Genomic DNA, 14,621 nt, shown 5'->3' on the forward strand with positions numbered 1-14,621 from the left:
CTGAGTGCGTCTACCAGATAAGGTTCGGTAACTTTCTTGTTCATTCCGTTTTCCATTGTTTTCTCGTAACGGATTTTACACTCAAACCATGTATGCATAATTTTCTATTTTAAATAAAAGTTTTGTTTCTGTCTATTTCAATCTCCATTAATTGCAATAACCTCTCTTCATCAGGGCTTGGCAGATATACACCGCATTCGGCACTCGCCCAATTGCGAAAACGCTCAATGCTCGTCGTCATTTCCGCCGTATCTAAATCAGTGGAACTACGTAAAACTTCCATTTCTCCCAAAAACTTATCATTAATCCTACGGGTGAATATTGCAGGATTAACCAGCTTTTTATAATAGTTCTGTTTTACGTATTCCAGTGTGTTCCCGGTCTCACAAGCGAAGAAGCCTAAAAGAGTGTGCAGGTATTTGTTCTGCTGCGTTGTCCTTTTAGGCTTCTTTTCCGTCAGTTCCACAATACAGCCCTTTGAGAATAGATGGTTGCATCGTATTTTGAACTGCTCTTTGTGGAGTGGGTTGGATAGGTCGTATTGCATAATATTTTAGAATGGCAAATCATCTTGCGGGGATAATCCCGGAGCTTCCGCAACTTGTTCCGGCGTTGGGCTGTTCTGAGCAGGCTTATATTCCTTGAAATCTCCAAAAATATATTGTGTGCCCTCTTTGCGCTCTTCCTGTTTGGGAGCGCACGTAATAAAATGGGTGTGCCCAAACTGTGAAGGCTCCTTGCGTTCGATAACCGCCACATTTAAATAAATTCTCTCTTTCCCGTCTTTGCAGACTACTTTCTTCATTTGCTCACGGGGAATGTCACTAAGACAAATGCTTCCTGTTAAAATCATAAAATCAATATTTTAAAGTTGATAAAGTTCTTCTTTCGTTTTCAACAAGCGGTATAGATTATTTGTATGTATATACTTGCAGAAATCTTCCACTATATTTTGATTGTATTCTTCAGACAAATCTGTCCGTACACATTCAATAGGTTCGTAAGGGATAAAAGCCGTAGACGTCACATCGGTGAGCATGTTACGTTTATACCCCTCAAATTGGAATAAATCAAAGTAGAAAACGGAGCAATCAAAAATATCAAGATAAAAAGTCCACTGGCATGATTTTGTATAATCTTCCGTATGTGGTGTGGAGTACTTGGTCTTAATATCCCGGATTACTTTGGCATACTTTAAATCCGCATAACCATGTACGTGTATATCAAAGTGTGAAGAATGGTAGTCTTTACCGCCGTGCACCTCATGCTGGGCATCAGGAAATTTATTCCGGTAAAAAATGGCATTTTCCACAGCTTTACTGTTCAACCTGACAATAACCCCGTCTTGTTCCTGCTCGAATATTCCTCTTCCTACATATGTTGCTTTCCCCGTTTCTACTATCTTATGAAAGCAAGAGCCTATCGCCGCATAAGCGTTAGGCTCTTTTATTCCCGCAAGAACATTAAGAAGACGTTCTTCTGTATCCCATATGGAATGTTTGTCCCTGAAACGCCGAAAGGCTTCTAAGGAAGTGACACTTATTCGATACATAACTATTGCTTTTTGAATGTAATAGCATAAGATGTGGTAGATGAACGCGCAGGCGGGAATATTGTATATATCTCACCGGTTTCTTCATCTATTTCCGTTTTATTGGTATTTACAAGCTTAAGGAAACTTTCACGTTGCTTTATTTTTTCGTCCACTTCTTCCTTTTCCTTGTTCAGTTTATCCCAAACAATGTCATTGCATCCTGCAAAATCATATTTCACAGATGTCTCTTTTACTTGAACAACAGCTCCTTTGTATGACGGGGTTTCGCCTTTTCCGTATTTTTCCGTTTCCTTGATTACCGCTTCTCTTATATCATTGTCTTTCAAAAACAGAGATATGGATTCACTGATACTTTTCATTTGAATAACAGCTTCTATGGCGCTTATTTCTCCGTCAAGTACTTTTTGGATAAAAAGGGAAGCTAATTGTTCCTGCTCTGATTTTGTAGCCGGAATTTTGCTAATTGATAATTCTTTACTCATGGCAGATTATTATTAATTCTGTATTGTTCGTAATTGGCAGATATGATATTTATATCTTCTTGGGAAACCTTATAACTTTCATTTATAAGGTTTACGAGTGAAAGTCGTTTGCCTTCATTTTTGGCTTTAGTCAAATATTTATATATCCACTCCATCAGCTTTTCGTCGTTAAGCAGTTCTTTGTTAAGCAACTTTCGATTGTCTGTAACAGGTGCCGCTTGCGTGCTTGTCTGGCTGTATTTTGTCGAATCTTTATCCCAATAAACATCAGCCCCCATTCCTAATGCTTTGCAAGCCACTGATATGGCGTCCGTTAAGGCCATTTTAAAGCATTCATCCGATGTATAGAGGCCGTTTTTTTCATTTGTCACAAACGAAGAACCGCCGACGCCCTGTATAGCCTCGCTCCATTCCCCGTTCATTTTTACAAAGAGGTTAATGTGAACAAAACTGGATATTACCCCGTTGCCACCATTTTCGTTCCACATCCGGATAATTTCATATTTCCATCCGAAACCGCACACTCCAAATTCTTCGGTAAGCATTCTTATGCGCCACATAGGGTTTATATCAGACATACCTTTTAATCTTCCCGCAGCAATACTTTTTATCGCTTCTTTGGGAACTTTTCTGACACGGTTGTATAAATCTAAGTTATTCTCCATAATGTTGATAATTTAGCAATATCTTGATAATCCCTGACTAACACAAAGCATCATCCTTTCATCTTCGAGTTCATCAGGCGTGTAGTCATATTGACTGCATTCGAGCTCCGTGCGCAACTCCTCGATGTCTTCTTCTATAAGCTGAATGATTTCTTCTTTTGAAGAATACCCATACTTGGAAAGATAGTCCAAATCGCAGGCCTTTACCTCGTTCAGTTCTTTGTACAGTTCTTCCAGTTCGTCTTTCATCGTCTTATGTTTTTAAACCGCCCGCACAAGGTTAAAGGGAAACGGTGCGCACTTCGCTTCTCTCACGGCTTTTAGTGCGGTAGTAGCACTGACCTTTTCTGCGGCTGGAATAAATCAAACCTCTATTATCTCAAATTTTCCTTTTTTGATATATATCTTATGGTTGTAGTAATCTTTGACTATTGCATAATCGGATTGAGGGCGAACATTACCTGTACAGTCCTCTACGTAGGAATTGCCGCAGGCTTTCACCGTTGCACTGCCGTAGGCTTTCACCGTTGCACTGTCGTAGGCTTCCACCGTTGCACTGCCGTAGGCTTTCACCGTTGCACTGCCGTAGGCTTTCACCGTTGCACTGTCGTAGGCTTCCACCGTTGCACTGCCGCAGGCTTTCACCGTTGCACTGCCGTAGGCTTTCACCGTTGCACTGCCGCAGGCTTTCACCGTTGCACTGCCGTAGGCTTCCACCGTTGCACTGTCGTAGGCTTTCACCGTTGCACTGCCGTAGGCTTTCACCGTTGCACTGTCGTAGGCTTCCACCGTTGCACTGTCGTAGGCTTCCACCGTTGCACTGTCGTAGGCTTTCACCGTTGCACTGTCGTAGGCTTCCACCGTTGCACTGCCGCAGGCAAATGAGGCTGTACTAACTACATGGGTATTCCTGGTATAAATACCGGCTTCCGATAACTCCTCTTCCGTGAAGTTGTCTTCCAGGTATTTGGCATCGACAATCTTTGCACTTCTCAAAACCCAAAACCAATTTTCAGCAATGGCTTTTAACAGGTCGGATTTTGTATTACTTCTTAATCCCATTGCATAGCCAGCTTGACATGCGCCAGCATTTTTGGCGCGGATTAATAGTTCTTCTTTTAATTCTTCAAATGTTTTCATATAATTGTTATTAATGGGTTTCAAATAAAAACCGGACTATCTTCACAGACCGCCCGGCTACGACTAAACAAATACTTCATCTGTGATGAATATGTTGCGACACCCGGATTCGAACCGGGACGAGTTGTCAAGCTCCACACATCTAAGGTTTGACCTTCCTATCATAGAGTGTATTGTGTCTACCATTCCACCATGTCGCAGTGTTTCCCGACCAGCATGTGGACGGGACTGTTTATATTAAAGTGTATCATGGATTATTCACCCTCACGGGCTTTTGCTCCCCTGAGCCAATTCGATTGGCAACATCACGTTATTATCAGGAAAAGGAGATAAAGGGCACACCAAATAAAATTTAAAGTGCCGAATTTTAAAATTATCATGGAACAAGATGCGCCCTTTGTTTTTTATTGTTACTTTTGCTATTGTCGAATTTTAAAATTTATTAATTATGAAAATCTCAAAAGAAAACCTAACTCTCGCCTTATCAAAACTCGCTCCAAAAGAGTTGAAATGCCCGGTATGTAAATGTGGTAACCTAAATTACGACACCGATGAAGTACAAAACATGATGTACGAACGCAGAGGAACAAGCCTTGTGATAGACAAGGTTGCATATAAGCCCGTTTTGTCAATGACATGTAGTGATTGCGGGTATATCATGCAATTTGACCTTATTCACTTAGTCGGCCAACAAAACCTCCTATGATGGAATTTTGGACGGGGCGCAATGATGATTCATTATGCAGATTTGATGGTAGTTTAAAATAACTTGTACCATCTTCTGAAATTATCCATCCTTTTGATTTTAATCCGCTTCTCTTCTTTGAAAGGCGGATTGATTTTTTCTTCTTTTTCATAAATAGGTACGCTTGCCTGTACAGCATTAGGTTTATAATGGAATAATTGCTCCCGTGAGCGTTCCGATGGTAGCTTTACTACTCTCAAACATCTATTGAGAGCCACGGGAATTATTTATTCTATTTTTTTGAACCGTTTATACCACGGCAAGCTGTTATGATACTCTATATCTCCTTCCAGTTCTTTCACCCTTCTGTTAAGAGCATTAATCATATCTTCCACTCCTTCCGGAAGGTCATTTTGGGAATATATCCAATAGTAATATGATGACTTACAGCCCAGATAGGAACTACTAAATATTTTCTGTTTCACCACGCCATATACATCTTTTTTCAAGGCGGATACTAATCTGGTTAAAGATTCACTGTCAATTGTATATTTACCGTTTATTTCATATGAATCCGGCATTTCTCCATTGACAATCTGAACATTGTCAATGTAAAAGGAAAGGTTCTTTCCGTCAAAAGTAACTTCTCTGTCTCTCATATTAATTTCAATATTAAGTGCTCCCTTCAACGCAACAATACGTGTTTGGCTTTTCAGCGTGCCCGAATTTGACGGGAAGGGAGTATCGCTATTTCCTTATCACTACCGCCATTGTACTTATAGATGTCCCACTTTCCTTGAATTCTCCGGCGCCGATTTCAAATACTTCTCCATGTACCTCTTCCAACCAGTTGCGAAAATCAACACATTTCTTTTCCGAAGCAATTTTCCAATGAGAGCTGGTAATGGCTGCGAGCGTTCCGCCTACCGCCAAACGCTCATACATAATCCTCACATGCTCTATATCTTGATTGCCTGAGAAAGGCGGGTTGGCGATAATCTTGGTATAGCTTCCTACGCTATCTTTCGTGAAATCCTCATCAAGTATTATCACATTATCAAGTGAATGAAGAAATTCTCTATTCTCCGGCATCAACTCATAGCATTCTACTGTTACGGAAGGACAAGCCCTATGAATGGCTTTAATGAGAGCACCACGGCCGGCACTCGGCTCCAGTACCGTATCATTTTCATGTATTCCGCCGGCAAGCATGACCAGCCAGTCCGCCACCTCAGCCGGCGTTTCAAAGAACTGGTATTCCTGCTGAAGATTGCATCGCTTGCCCTCTTTCAGTATAGAAAACACCCTCTCCGGATTGAACGGGAATGTGAACCCCTGTACCTTTCCACTTTGCCAGGAACCGCCGGCTTCCTCAATCCACTTCTTGGCTTCAGCATAGGATTTTTTATTAAATTGTACTTTCGGAAGTTTAAGAACACTGTCCTCAAGAGTACAATGTTTTAGTATATCTTCCACATTCCATTTCTTACCTTCATCAGCCTGTTTTTTCTTTTCGTCCGTTGGAGCGTCCGGCGCTAAAAGTGAAGATATTTTTTGAACAACCGTATTGCTCGCATCCATGAAGGTATTGACGCAGGATAGCGCTTCTATGAGAAACTCCGTGTCAACATGCCCGGTGGCATTATAAACATCTATCCCTTCAGTCATGGTCGACAGCTCATTGAGCTGCGCTACACTACCACGTAACGCTTTGATTAAAATCTCTTTTTTGTTCATCATAGCTTTTTTGTAAGTAAATTCTTGTTGTGTCTACACTACCATGACCGAGAAGGTCGGCCAGTTGAACGACATCCTTGTTCTTGCTTTTCTTCAGGTACATTTTAGCGAAAAAATGCCGGAAGGCGTGCGCATGCATCTTCCTTGAATCGATACCGCAATGTTTGCCCCATGCTTTCAAATGCTGTGAAAAACCTCGTTGAGTTAATGCACCGAATTTCCCAACAGCGAGAAGCCCCGTTTTACCGTTCTCTTTCATGTATGCCACTGCTTCCTGTCTCAACTGTTTTTGAAAAAAGAAGCGACGGTATTTATTACCTTTGCCGCGAAGCGTAACCTCACCCGCTGCCATGTCTTCCCACGTGAACTGGAGGAACTCCGACAGTCGGGCGCCTGTTGTGCCCAATACCTTGATAAAAAAGTAATAATCCTTGTTGGATTTCGTTTTCAGGAAATCCAGTAGTCGGTTGTATTCCTCTTCTGTCGGGACATTGTTCACATCAAGCTTACGCTTCATCTTAGGCCGTTTAAGCTCTATCGGCTTTTTTAGCCATTTGGAAAACTTTTCTAAAGCGGTGATACGCAAACGGATGGTTTGCGGGGACAGTGATTTCTCTTCCAAAGTCCGTATAAACCTCTTGCAGTTTTCCATACTTATATCATTGGCATATTCAAAGTATTGTTTTAAAGAGGTGTGGTAAATATCTACAGTATGCGAAGAGTAATCATTGCTATCGGTAAGCCATACTATAAAATCATTCAACAGTTTCCTGTTCTTTTCTGAAATGGTATCAAGCCTTTCCAATGTCTTTATTTTCTTTTCCCGACGGTTATACCCAATTTTAAGGTGGAATAATAAATCACAAATGGATTCACTCATCAATGGATAACGTGCCCCAATATTGGCATTTTCACGCTTATAAGCCAGATAACCACGGCGATTGATTTCCTCGGCGCTTTCAAGAAAATCCGTTACATATTTGATGTATTTGCCGATGGTATCATAAGTTCTACCCGTTGTGTACAGGTAGGAAATATAATTGGTTAAGATATTTTGTCTATTACTATCCATACTCATTTGATTAAATCACACCAACTGTTATCGCTTTCAAAAAAACATTGAAACCCTTTCGCCGTGTGGTTATTACGCAGCTTTCTACATACCCTGCCTACCAAAGATGGGCTAACGCCTAACGCACTGCCTGCTACTTGAATGGAAGGGAATACGCCACACAGACGTCCGTCTTTTATCAAAACCACGCTCTTTTTATTCATTCCGGCTCCGGTCTTATGCCATGCCCCACGGCCTTTGGCAAGGCCGGCAAGACTTCTCTTTTGCGACCGTTTGGAATGGTAAACCATTGATTTCCCCTTGTTGTGAGGAATACAACCTTTTAAGAATTTTCCGGTAACAAGGTTCCTGTTATGACGTTCCGGAGAAATATGCAATTCACTCATATTTAATAGTTTTTCATTTGCGCCAACGGGGAAATCCGATTTCCTGCATCTCGCATACCGTTGGCTATATATAATAAGCGTGTACGGCCGCCTTTCATTACCACCGCATACTTTATACCGATTTAAGACTGTATCGGACGCTTATGTTGTCTTTATGACCTTTGTCTCTTGCGATACGGGTGCCCAAACCGCATACTCTCTACCGTAGGACATTTCGGTGCGAAGAGACAATCACGATAACCAAGCCTATACGAAGTCACCGCGTTTCCGCTATCCGTAATTTCCTGATTAATATTAGAATAAGAATACAGTTTCAATGAAGACTTATATTCTTAATATCTACATCAATAAACCAATGAACGATTTATGAGCAAAGCTCAAATACTATATAATGCTCCCTCTGCACGATTCGAACGTGCGACCTTCACCACCGGAATACACAGACCGGAAATAACTAAACTTTCACGAACAATAACCGAGGCGACACTCTGCCTGGCTGAGATAAGAGGGGAGAAGAGTTGTTTTACACAACACGATTTCTTTCTATAAATCTTTCAATACTTTTCAAATCATACCAAATGGTACGGTTGTTATATTTAGAAAATGATATTTCGGCATTGTTCCTTAGTTTTTCCAAGAGTTTATCACTGCATCCCAAATATGCCATTGTTTCCTTAGCGGAAAGCCATATTTTTTGTACGGGTTCCACCTTTCCTATCTTTTTATGCCTTCCCATAACTTACCAACTTAGACTGTCGTAATATTCTTTGTTACTTAAATAAGTCTTTACGATTTGAGTATCGCTACAACCTTCACCGAGAGAATCAACGATAGCATTGTAGGCCATTTCTGTCATGTTGTATATGACTTCCTGATTATAATCTGATTTACCTGCAATTCCGAGAAGGAAGAAGAACCCGATAAACCCTATTGCAAATACGGTAATCTGTTTTGATATTTTATTCGCATTCATCATACTTGTATTCTTTTTGTTTCCTATTTTTCCCGTACTTGTCATTGTATAAGCATGTTAAGAAAAATGTATATATAAGCGCTCCAAATATAAGAGTGCAATAGTCGGGACATCCGTTTTCTATACATGGAAATATAACTGAAATCATTGCTAAATGAATTGCAAAAACAAATACTATCAGCTTGAATATTGACTTTGATTTCATCTTAGTTTAATTGAACTCACTTTACTACCTCTTTTAGCCTTAACGCTATTTTTTTGTTATCTTCCGCAAGTTCTATCGCACGCTCTATAATGTCGAAACGTCTTGTTTTCCCTTGCAACGCATTACTTACTGTAACTTCTGTTGTACCACAATCTTTAGCAATGATTTTGGTATATCCCTTGGGTAGGAGAGGGCGTAATGCTTTCAAATTCTCCATCAGATTTAACATATTCGGTTCTTTTCTATTCATATATACGTTATTTTACTTTGCTTCTTTATGAGTTATCAAGTATTGTTTGTAACTTTATAGTGCAAATGTAGTTTAAACTGGATAATTTGCAAAGTTTTCTGAACGTTTTTATTGTTAATAAATGCAAGTTTATTGAACATTTATAAATAAAACCATGAATATCAATAAGTTAAATGAATTAGTAAATTCAAGTAAACTGAACAAGGTTCAGATTGCAGAGAAGTGTGGAGTGTCAAGAACTACATTAGATAATGTATTGGCAGGTGCAGACGCTAAGATTAGCACAATTGAATCTTTGGCTAAAGTATTAGGAATAAGCATAGGGGCTTTATTTGGTGATGCAAGAGAAGATATATTATCTACATCTATAAATGGAAGCAGTGAACTTGAATTTTATAAGAGGGAAGTGGAAAGACTGCAAACTTTATTGAACAATCAGAAAAAGTCCACTAAAGTTGTCGTTGAACTTGATGTAGATGATGACGAGTTTATCAAAATGGGATTGAAAGATAAGGTTATTCAAATTTTAAATAAATAATTATATTATGAATAATAAGATAAAGATGTACGTGTTTGAGTATAACGAGAATGAAGGTAATTTTCACTTGAACGCAGGCAATGTGGAAGAAAACACAAATGGCTATCAAACCATATGTGGAACTTATGAATATATATGGCGTCCATTTGTTAATTGGTTATATAAAAGGTATGATTTTTATTCCAATAGACGTCCATCTTTCGAAGCAGTAAAGAAAGAATGGGAAGATTATCTTCAATTAAGGGTAGATATAAAAGAATACGAAAAGAAATTTACTAACAGCTTGTAGTATTAATTTACGATGAACGATATTAAAACCATAAGCGATGTATTACAAAGAATTAGAGAGTTTCTTAAAATTAAAGGAGTGTCGATGCTGCAAGTGTCTGATGCTTGTGGTATTAAGCAGAACACGTTTAGTCGCCAAATTGGTGGGGAGAGTGCACTAAGTGCATCTACCTTGTTATCCATTATTGGATGTTTTGCAGACGTTAATACGGAATGGCTGATACTTGGAGAAGGAGATATACTGAAAAGCAATGAAGCTGAAAAGGTTAATTCTGCATCAAAAAAGTATGACGCTGAAATAGAGATAGATAATGAAGGGTATTTGAAAATTAAAATAAAACAATAATTATGATAGGTTTAAATGGAATACAGATAGATGAAAAAGTGGGAGATTTGGATGTCATTTATAATGGCTCTGTGTTTTCATATGATGAAAATCATCCGGTTGTAATTTTAATTAACAGGTTACTAACAATTAATATTGAATTTAAACAAGACTCAAATAAAGAGACGGCAGCAATTAATTTTAATGGCACTGGCCATCAAATGAATATCATTTGCTATAATTTTTTTAATTTGTTAGGGGAAGGAACTCAGGCACCAATAAAAATAGGAGAATTGAACTCAAGGGAGTTATGGATAAGTTTTTTAGTAACATCATACAATTCCAATTCTCATTTGCTTCATTATGCTTTATATTATGGAAAAGAAAACCAATCAACAAAATAGAATTGATGTAAAAGGTAGGTTTAGTGCTAATCCTAAAACAAAAGAAGAATTTGATACAAAACCTAATTCTAAAGGGAACTTTGATTACATTGGAGAAATAAGCCAAAAAATAGGAACAGGAGATAATGCAAAAGATGCTATTGCATATCTATGCTTGAGGTGGTCTTTTATTTTACTTTCTGTGATTGTGATAATATTATCTATTTATAGTGTTGTCATGATATATATAAACAAAGAAGAGTCTTTTGTAGATAATTTATTAAAAGGGTGTGGAATAATAACTCCTATTATAACATTATTGCTTGGCTATATATTTGCTAACAAAATTAAGCGGTAAGATTATGTCGTAAGGTTGAATTTTTGAAATTGAATTAATACACAACAATGAAAACAATAGAATGTAAGAGTAAAGAAGATGCAGTGGAAATGCTTCAAGCTGCAAAAGAGTTTTTTCATGCCCATGTAGATATGGATATTGCCCCATCTGTAATTACGCTTAACTTGTCGTTAATAGATGCGGTTCAGAAATTTATCTCCGAATTAGGAAATAATAAAAGTCATACAGTTAAATAGACATATTATGAAAAACGTATTTTTTATCATTTTGTCAATAATAATTCTTTCATGTCAAAACAATGGCAAGCCCAAAGAGGCTACAAAAATGGAAACTATGGAAGAAAAATATGACAATGCCTGTAAAAAGGCTGCACTTTCCCCTCAAACAGTAGATACTGTATTTATGGGGTTAACTTTTGGTATGTCTGAAAAACAAGCTATGTCTCATTTGCGCAAACTACTCAAGGATGGTAAATTGGAAGATAATTTTGGCAGCTTGACATACACTTTAACTTTTGGTGAAAAAAGTGCAAGAGCAAGAATTAGCTTGTCTTATTTTCAAGATAAATTGTATGAGGTAAGTTTGAATTTTTATGAAATGACGGCGGGAGGCACCTCTGTGTTTGTTCCAATGGATGGGAAATATTTAATACAACCGGCAAGGTCGGCATTTACCCATAAAGTAAATACAACCAAAGATAAATACTCATCATACCAATATAATCTCAGCGGAATAGGATGGATGTTTTGTTTTATCAAAGATAATTTAATAGTTGAATTTTCTCCTCTTGGTAGAATGTCTTATACAAACGCTCCTGTTGAAAGAGCAAAAAAAATATTTGAAGCAAAACAAAAAGCAAAGAAGTCCAAACAGACCATGTCTGATTTATAGATTTAATAGAAACTATTGAAATATGGATAAAAATTTCATAATGATGTGTAAAACAGCAACTGAGCATTTAATAGAACATAAAAGTATTTCCGAAAAACAAAGTATTTCTATGTTTGGTATTAATGGAAGTGCTGTTTACGAAAAACTAAAAGAAATCGGTGTTGGAAAAAATATCGGGTATGGGGATTTGCAAGTTACATCAGAAGCGAAAAGGCTTATTAATTCCCAGTACTTCGAAATGTTGATTGAGAAGATAGAAAACGAGGAGCACGACCGAATGTTATCTAATAAAAGTAAAGAGGCTACTATAAAATCGGCTCGTATAGCCAAAATTGCATTGGTTTTATCGATATTGTCACTTACGGGACTCCCACAAATGTTTTTTAAATGGATATTTTCACTCATTTTCAATCCCGTTGATTAGCTTATCTGTAAAAACGTGAATGAAGTCTTTTTCGTTTAAAAGTTTTTTGTCGAATTTGTCGAAAAAAACTTTTTTACCATTTAAGATGATTTCTCTTGAATACATATTATTGGTATTGTCAACTGATAATGTGATTTCAATTTTGGTTGTTATATTTTCCATTGACTTATTTTTTGTGTAAATATACAATAAACAAATAATTTATCCAACCTGCCAGCCGTATTGCTGGCAGGGCATCATAACGTGAACGTTGGTCGAAACCTCAACGTGCATCTTACACTATCTGTTTATGCGGCAATTATTTCCTAATCTTTTCTTCATTTCAGCTATTGCCCTATCCAAAGAAGCAATCATCATTTCATAATCTTTGTGTGATGCGGCCACGTTATTCGCTATCACATTGCCAAGTTCCTCGATAGAGGCGCAAATATCGCCTACAAGTTGTTTGTTTTCTTCCATGATATTAATAGTTAAGTTAGTCACCTACGTAATGAGAACCGAAACGCCCTTTGCTGTTATTGGTATAGTAAGCGGATGCTGGGATTGACAAATCATCATAAAAGCTGCGCTTTGCAGGTTCGGCTAAAGAAACCTTCATAGCTTCTTTCTCTGCGTTTATCACTTCCTCATCAGATACACGCTTCTTTTCGTTAGCCCAAGCAAGCTTAAGGCAGTCCGCCCAAGTCTTTACACCGTGAGTGAGGGAATACAGTTTCATGTACTTCTTTATCTGATGGGCGGCTTTCATTATCTTGCTTAAGTTGTAACGTTTCATAATCGTTGTTCTTTATTGTTTAACTTTGACGATGCAAAGGTATAGTATTTACTATTCTAAACAAAATAAACAGATAGAATATACTGCCTTATTAATATTAATTAAGATAGTAAATACTGTGCTTTTTTCTAATAAGGCTAACTTTGCAATAAACAATCAATGAAATATGAGAATAAAAGAAGTTCTAAAAGAAAATGGCTGTACGCAACAGATGTTAGCCGATAAAATGAATGTGAGTTTGTCCGCTGTTAAGCAAATGGTTTCTGCCGAATCATTAACAACTGCTACTCTCGAAAAGATAGCCACCGCCTTAAACGTTCCTATGTGGCAACTCTTTGCCTCACCGGAAGAAATAGCCAAGCAGGCAAAGAACGACTTATGCCCGCATTGTGGGATGCCAATATCTATTAAAACAATGATAGAGAAGATATAAATATTATTTATAATCAGTCTAAATTACAAAGAAATCTGCCTCACATTTTGGTTACATCCTTATTTCTGCTTTACTTTGCATATAGTATCATAGTATCAAAGAGTATGGGAAGTGTTATAGAAAACAAGAAAGTTAAAGTTATTACAAAAAATCGCCAAGTAAAAACTAAAGGCGATAGATTAGGGTGGACTTTAAGAAGTGAAGTTAAGCATGTTCCTTTACGTGAAATCGCTGGTAGAGGAAAAATCGTTAATGAAACATGTTGTTTTATTTCGACCACTGCAAAAATGATTATGTAAATGTTCGATAGAATCCAACCATTTGAATTAAAATATATACAGAAAGCGTCTCCTAAAGAAGGGGACGCTTTTGATTTTTCATTGATATATAAATTTTATACTGATAGGACAAAGGAATATCAGAGATTAAAATATATAATCCGAGCAGAAGCTTATGAAGATGTTTTTGCAATAAAATTCTATGCTGCGAGAGATAGGAGATTAGATAATAAATATAATAGAATTATCAAGGCTCATGGTTATAAGGGAGCAATGGGGATATTTATTACCTGTGCTTCAGTAATTCCTATGATTATCGAAAAATATCCTAATGCTTCTTTTGCTGTAAATGGAGCAGAAAGTATGGATATGGAAAGTGATAAAGTGGAAAGCAGGTCAAACAACCAAAGATTCAGAATATATAAAAAAATAGCTTTAAACTTATTCGGAAGGAAAAAGTTCGAACACATCGAATATGAAAACGTAAGCTCTTATATTCTTGTGAATAGAAATAGCTGCCAAGATGTTCAAGAGAAGGCGGAATATATTAAGGAAATGTTTTTTAGCAGAGGATTTGAAGAGTAGAGTTAGGGCGTTGTTGAATAGGGCTGAATGCAAATTTTATTATGTAAATTGTATGCAAATGATTTTTGTATGTAGTATAAATATTTGATATACAGTGTTGTGTGTGTAATAAAATACAGCTTCCCAAGCTGAGGGTCGCGGGTTCGAGTCCCGTTTTCCGCTCTTTTGAAAGTCAGATAGTTATGTGTAAATT

29 protein-coding genes and 1 tRNA gene are annotated in these 14,621 nt (G+C 37.5%); 11 read left to right on the top strand and 19 right to left on the bottom strand.

Translation table 11 applies throughout. From position 1 onward, the window contains the following. From I2F54_RS15785 to I2F54_RS15865, 17 genes are all read right to left on the bottom strand, one after another. Positions 1 to 98: DUF4494 family protein (locus I2F54_RS15785; protein ID WP_195501811.1), on the bottom strand; the 98-nt coding region annotated here is incomplete at its 3' end. 11 nt (positions 99 to 109) lie between these two features. Further along, complete coding sequence (locus tag I2F54_RS15790) at positions 110 to 547, bottom strand: hypothetical protein (RefSeq protein WP_229097217.1); 438 nt, start codon at positions 545 to 547, stop codon at positions 110 to 112. A 6-nt stretch (positions 548 to 553) separates the two neighbouring features. Continuing rightward, positions 554 to 853, bottom strand: coding sequence for a hypothetical protein (locus I2F54_RS15795; protein WP_229097218.1), 300 nt, complete (start codon positions 851 to 853; stop codon positions 554 to 556). 12 nt (positions 854 to 865) lie between these two features. After that, positions 866 to 1,552, bottom strand: coding sequence for a hypothetical protein (locus tag I2F54_RS15800; protein ID WP_195501813.1), 687 nt, complete (start codon positions 1,550 to 1,552; stop codon positions 866 to 868). A gap of 2 nt (positions 1,553 to 1,554) precedes the next feature. Next, the gene (locus I2F54_RS15805) at positions 1,555 to 2,037 is read right to left on the bottom strand and encodes a hypothetical protein (protein ID WP_195501816.1); all 483 of its coding nucleotides are present in this window, start codon (positions 2,035 to 2,037) and stop codon (positions 1,555 to 1,557) included. Continuing rightward, positions 2,034 to 2,702, bottom strand: a complete 669-nt coding sequence (locus tag I2F54_RS15810; protein ID WP_195501818.1) for a hypothetical protein — start codon at positions 2,700 to 2,702, stop codon at positions 2,034 to 2,036. Before I2F54_RS15810 ends, I2F54_RS15805 begins: the two co-directional genes overlap by 4 nt. Positions 2,703 to 2,714: 12 nt before the next feature. Next, a complete protein-coding gene (locus I2F54_RS15815) occupies positions 2,715 to 2,951 on the bottom strand; it encodes a hypothetical protein (RefSeq protein WP_195501820.1) in 237 nt (78 codons plus the stop codon). Between the two features lie 114 nt (positions 2,952 to 3,065). Next, positions 3,066 to 3,842, bottom strand: a complete 777-nt coding sequence (locus tag I2F54_RS15820) for a head GIN domain-containing protein (protein WP_195501821.1) — start codon at positions 3,840 to 3,842, stop codon at positions 3,066 to 3,068. A gap of 94 nt (positions 3,843 to 3,936) precedes the next feature. Further along, a tRNA-OTHER gene (locus I2F54_RS15825) sits at positions 3,937 to 4,042 on the bottom strand. Positions 4,043 to 4,513: 471 nt separating this feature from the next. Beyond that, positions 4,514 to 4,699, bottom strand: coding sequence for a hypothetical protein (locus tag I2F54_RS15830; protein WP_195501823.1), 186 nt, complete (start codon positions 4,697 to 4,699; stop codon positions 4,514 to 4,516). Positions 4,700 to 4,814: 115 nt separating this feature from the next. Then, positions 4,815 to 5,186, bottom strand: a complete 372-nt coding sequence (locus I2F54_RS15835) for a hypothetical protein (protein ID WP_195501825.1) — start codon at positions 5,184 to 5,186, stop codon at positions 4,815 to 4,817. Between the two features lie 88 nt (positions 5,187 to 5,274). Then, complete coding sequence (locus tag I2F54_RS15840) at positions 5,275 to 6,267, bottom strand: DNA methyltransferase family protein (RefSeq protein ID WP_195501827.1); 993 nt, start codon at positions 6,265 to 6,267, stop codon at positions 5,275 to 5,277. After that, positions 6,224 to 7,336, bottom strand: a complete 1,113-nt coding sequence (locus tag I2F54_RS15845) for a tyrosine-type recombinase/integrase (RefSeq protein WP_195501829.1) — start codon at positions 7,334 to 7,336, stop codon at positions 6,224 to 6,226. Before I2F54_RS15845 ends, I2F54_RS15840 begins: the two co-directional genes overlap by 44 nt. Positions 7,337 to 7,338: 2 nt before the next feature. After that, positions 7,339 to 7,722 (bottom strand): hypothetical protein, encoded by a 384-nt coding sequence (locus I2F54_RS15850; protein ID WP_195501831.1) that lies wholly within the window; start codon positions 7,720 to 7,722, stop codon positions 7,339 to 7,341. Positions 7,723 to 8,245: 523 nt separating this feature from the next. Beyond that, positions 8,246 to 8,458 (bottom strand): helix-turn-helix domain-containing protein, encoded by a 213-nt coding sequence (locus tag I2F54_RS15855; RefSeq protein WP_195501833.1) that lies wholly within the window; start codon positions 8,456 to 8,458, stop codon positions 8,246 to 8,248. A gap of 3 nt (positions 8,459 to 8,461) precedes the next feature. Further along, the gene (locus tag I2F54_RS15860) at positions 8,462 to 8,698 is read right to left on the bottom strand and encodes a hypothetical protein (RefSeq protein ID WP_229097219.1); all 237 of its coding nucleotides are present in this window, start codon (positions 8,696 to 8,698) and stop codon (positions 8,462 to 8,464) included. Between the two features lie 218 nt (positions 8,699 to 8,916). Beyond that, positions 8,917 to 9,150 (bottom strand): hypothetical protein, encoded by a 234-nt coding sequence (locus I2F54_RS15865; RefSeq protein WP_195501835.1) that lies wholly within the window; start codon positions 9,148 to 9,150, stop codon positions 8,917 to 8,919. A 154-nt stretch (positions 9,151 to 9,304) separates the two neighbouring features. Here I2F54_RS15865 and I2F54_RS15870 point away from each other — a divergent pair, with 154 nt between their 5' ends. The 8 genes from I2F54_RS15870 to I2F54_RS15905 are packed head-to-tail and all read left to right on the top strand — an operon-like array spanning position 9,305 to position 12,357. Then, positions 9,305 to 9,688 (top strand): helix-turn-helix domain-containing protein, encoded by a 384-nt coding sequence (locus I2F54_RS15870; RefSeq protein WP_195501837.1) that lies wholly within the window; start codon positions 9,305 to 9,307, stop codon positions 9,686 to 9,688. Between the two features lie 7 nt (positions 9,689 to 9,695). Continuing rightward, positions 9,696 to 9,977: a hypothetical protein gene (locus tag I2F54_RS15875; protein ID WP_195501839.1), complete on the top strand. Its 282-nt coding sequence runs from the start codon at positions 9,696 to 9,698 to the stop codon at positions 9,975 to 9,977. Between the two features lie 12 nt (positions 9,978 to 9,989). Continuing rightward, complete coding sequence (locus tag I2F54_RS15880) at positions 9,990 to 10,322, top strand: helix-turn-helix domain-containing protein (RefSeq protein WP_195501840.1); 333 nt, start codon at positions 9,990 to 9,992, stop codon at positions 10,320 to 10,322. A gap of 2 nt (positions 10,323 to 10,324) precedes the next feature. Continuing rightward, positions 10,325 to 10,705: a DUF6864 domain-containing function gene (locus I2F54_RS15885; protein ID WP_195501842.1), complete on the top strand. Its 381-nt coding sequence runs from the start codon at positions 10,325 to 10,327 to the stop codon at positions 10,703 to 10,705. Beyond that, complete coding sequence (locus I2F54_RS15890) at positions 10,677 to 11,042, top strand: hypothetical protein (RefSeq protein ID WP_195501844.1); 366 nt, start codon at positions 10,677 to 10,679, stop codon at positions 11,040 to 11,042. Before I2F54_RS15885 ends, I2F54_RS15890 begins: the two co-directional genes overlap by 29 nt. Positions 11,043 to 11,089: 47 nt before the next feature. Then, a complete protein-coding gene (locus I2F54_RS15895) occupies positions 11,090 to 11,278 on the top strand; it encodes a hypothetical protein (protein ID WP_195501846.1) in 189 nt (62 codons plus the stop codon). Positions 11,279 to 11,285: 7 nt separating this feature from the next. Next, positions 11,286 to 11,933, top strand: coding sequence for a hypothetical protein (locus tag I2F54_RS15900; RefSeq protein WP_195501848.1), 648 nt, complete (start codon positions 11,286 to 11,288; stop codon positions 11,931 to 11,933). A gap of 22 nt (positions 11,934 to 11,955) precedes the next feature. Continuing rightward, on the top strand, positions 11,956 to 12,357 hold the full coding sequence (locus tag I2F54_RS15905; RefSeq protein WP_195501850.1) for a hypothetical protein: 402 nt from the start codon (positions 11,956 to 11,958) through the stop codon (positions 12,355 to 12,357). Positions 12,358 to 12,636: 279 nt separating this feature from the next. Here I2F54_RS15905 and I2F54_RS15910 read toward each other — a convergent pair whose 3' ends face one another. Both I2F54_RS15910 and I2F54_RS15915 read right to left on the bottom strand, forming a co-directional pair. Beyond that, a complete protein-coding gene (locus I2F54_RS15910) occupies positions 12,637 to 12,816 on the bottom strand; it encodes a hypothetical protein (protein WP_195501852.1) in 180 nt (59 codons plus the stop codon). A 16-nt stretch (positions 12,817 to 12,832) separates the two neighbouring features. Next, entirely contained in the window at positions 12,833 to 13,132 is a 300-nt protein-coding gene (locus tag I2F54_RS15915) for a hypothetical protein (protein ID WP_195501854.1), read from the bottom strand. 166 nt (positions 13,133 to 13,298) lie between these two features. On the opposite strand from I2F54_RS15915, the gene I2F54_RS15920 reads away from it, so the two are divergent. The 3 genes from I2F54_RS15920 to I2F54_RS15930 all read left to right on the top strand — a co-directional run bounded on the left by I2F54_RS15920 (position 13,299) and on the right by I2F54_RS15930 (position 14,428). Then, positions 13,299 to 13,565, top strand: coding sequence for a helix-turn-helix domain-containing protein (locus I2F54_RS15920; protein ID WP_195501856.1), 267 nt, complete (start codon positions 13,299 to 13,301; stop codon positions 13,563 to 13,565). Between the two features lie 104 nt (positions 13,566 to 13,669). Then, positions 13,670 to 13,864 (top strand): hypothetical protein, encoded by a 195-nt coding sequence (locus I2F54_RS15925; RefSeq protein WP_087426388.1) that lies wholly within the window; start codon positions 13,670 to 13,672, stop codon positions 13,862 to 13,864. Further along, on the top strand, positions 13,865 to 14,428 hold the full coding sequence (locus I2F54_RS15930; RefSeq protein ID WP_087426387.1) for a hypothetical protein: 564 nt from the start codon (positions 13,865 to 13,867) through the stop codon (positions 14,426 to 14,428). Positions 14,429 to 14,621 lie beyond the last annotated feature (193 nt).

This window comes from Bacteroides clarus (genome assembly GCF_015555825.1).
GTDB classification, from domain to species: domain Bacteria; phylum Bacteroidota; class Bacteroidia; order Bacteroidales; family Bacteroidaceae; genus Bacteroides; species Bacteroides clarus.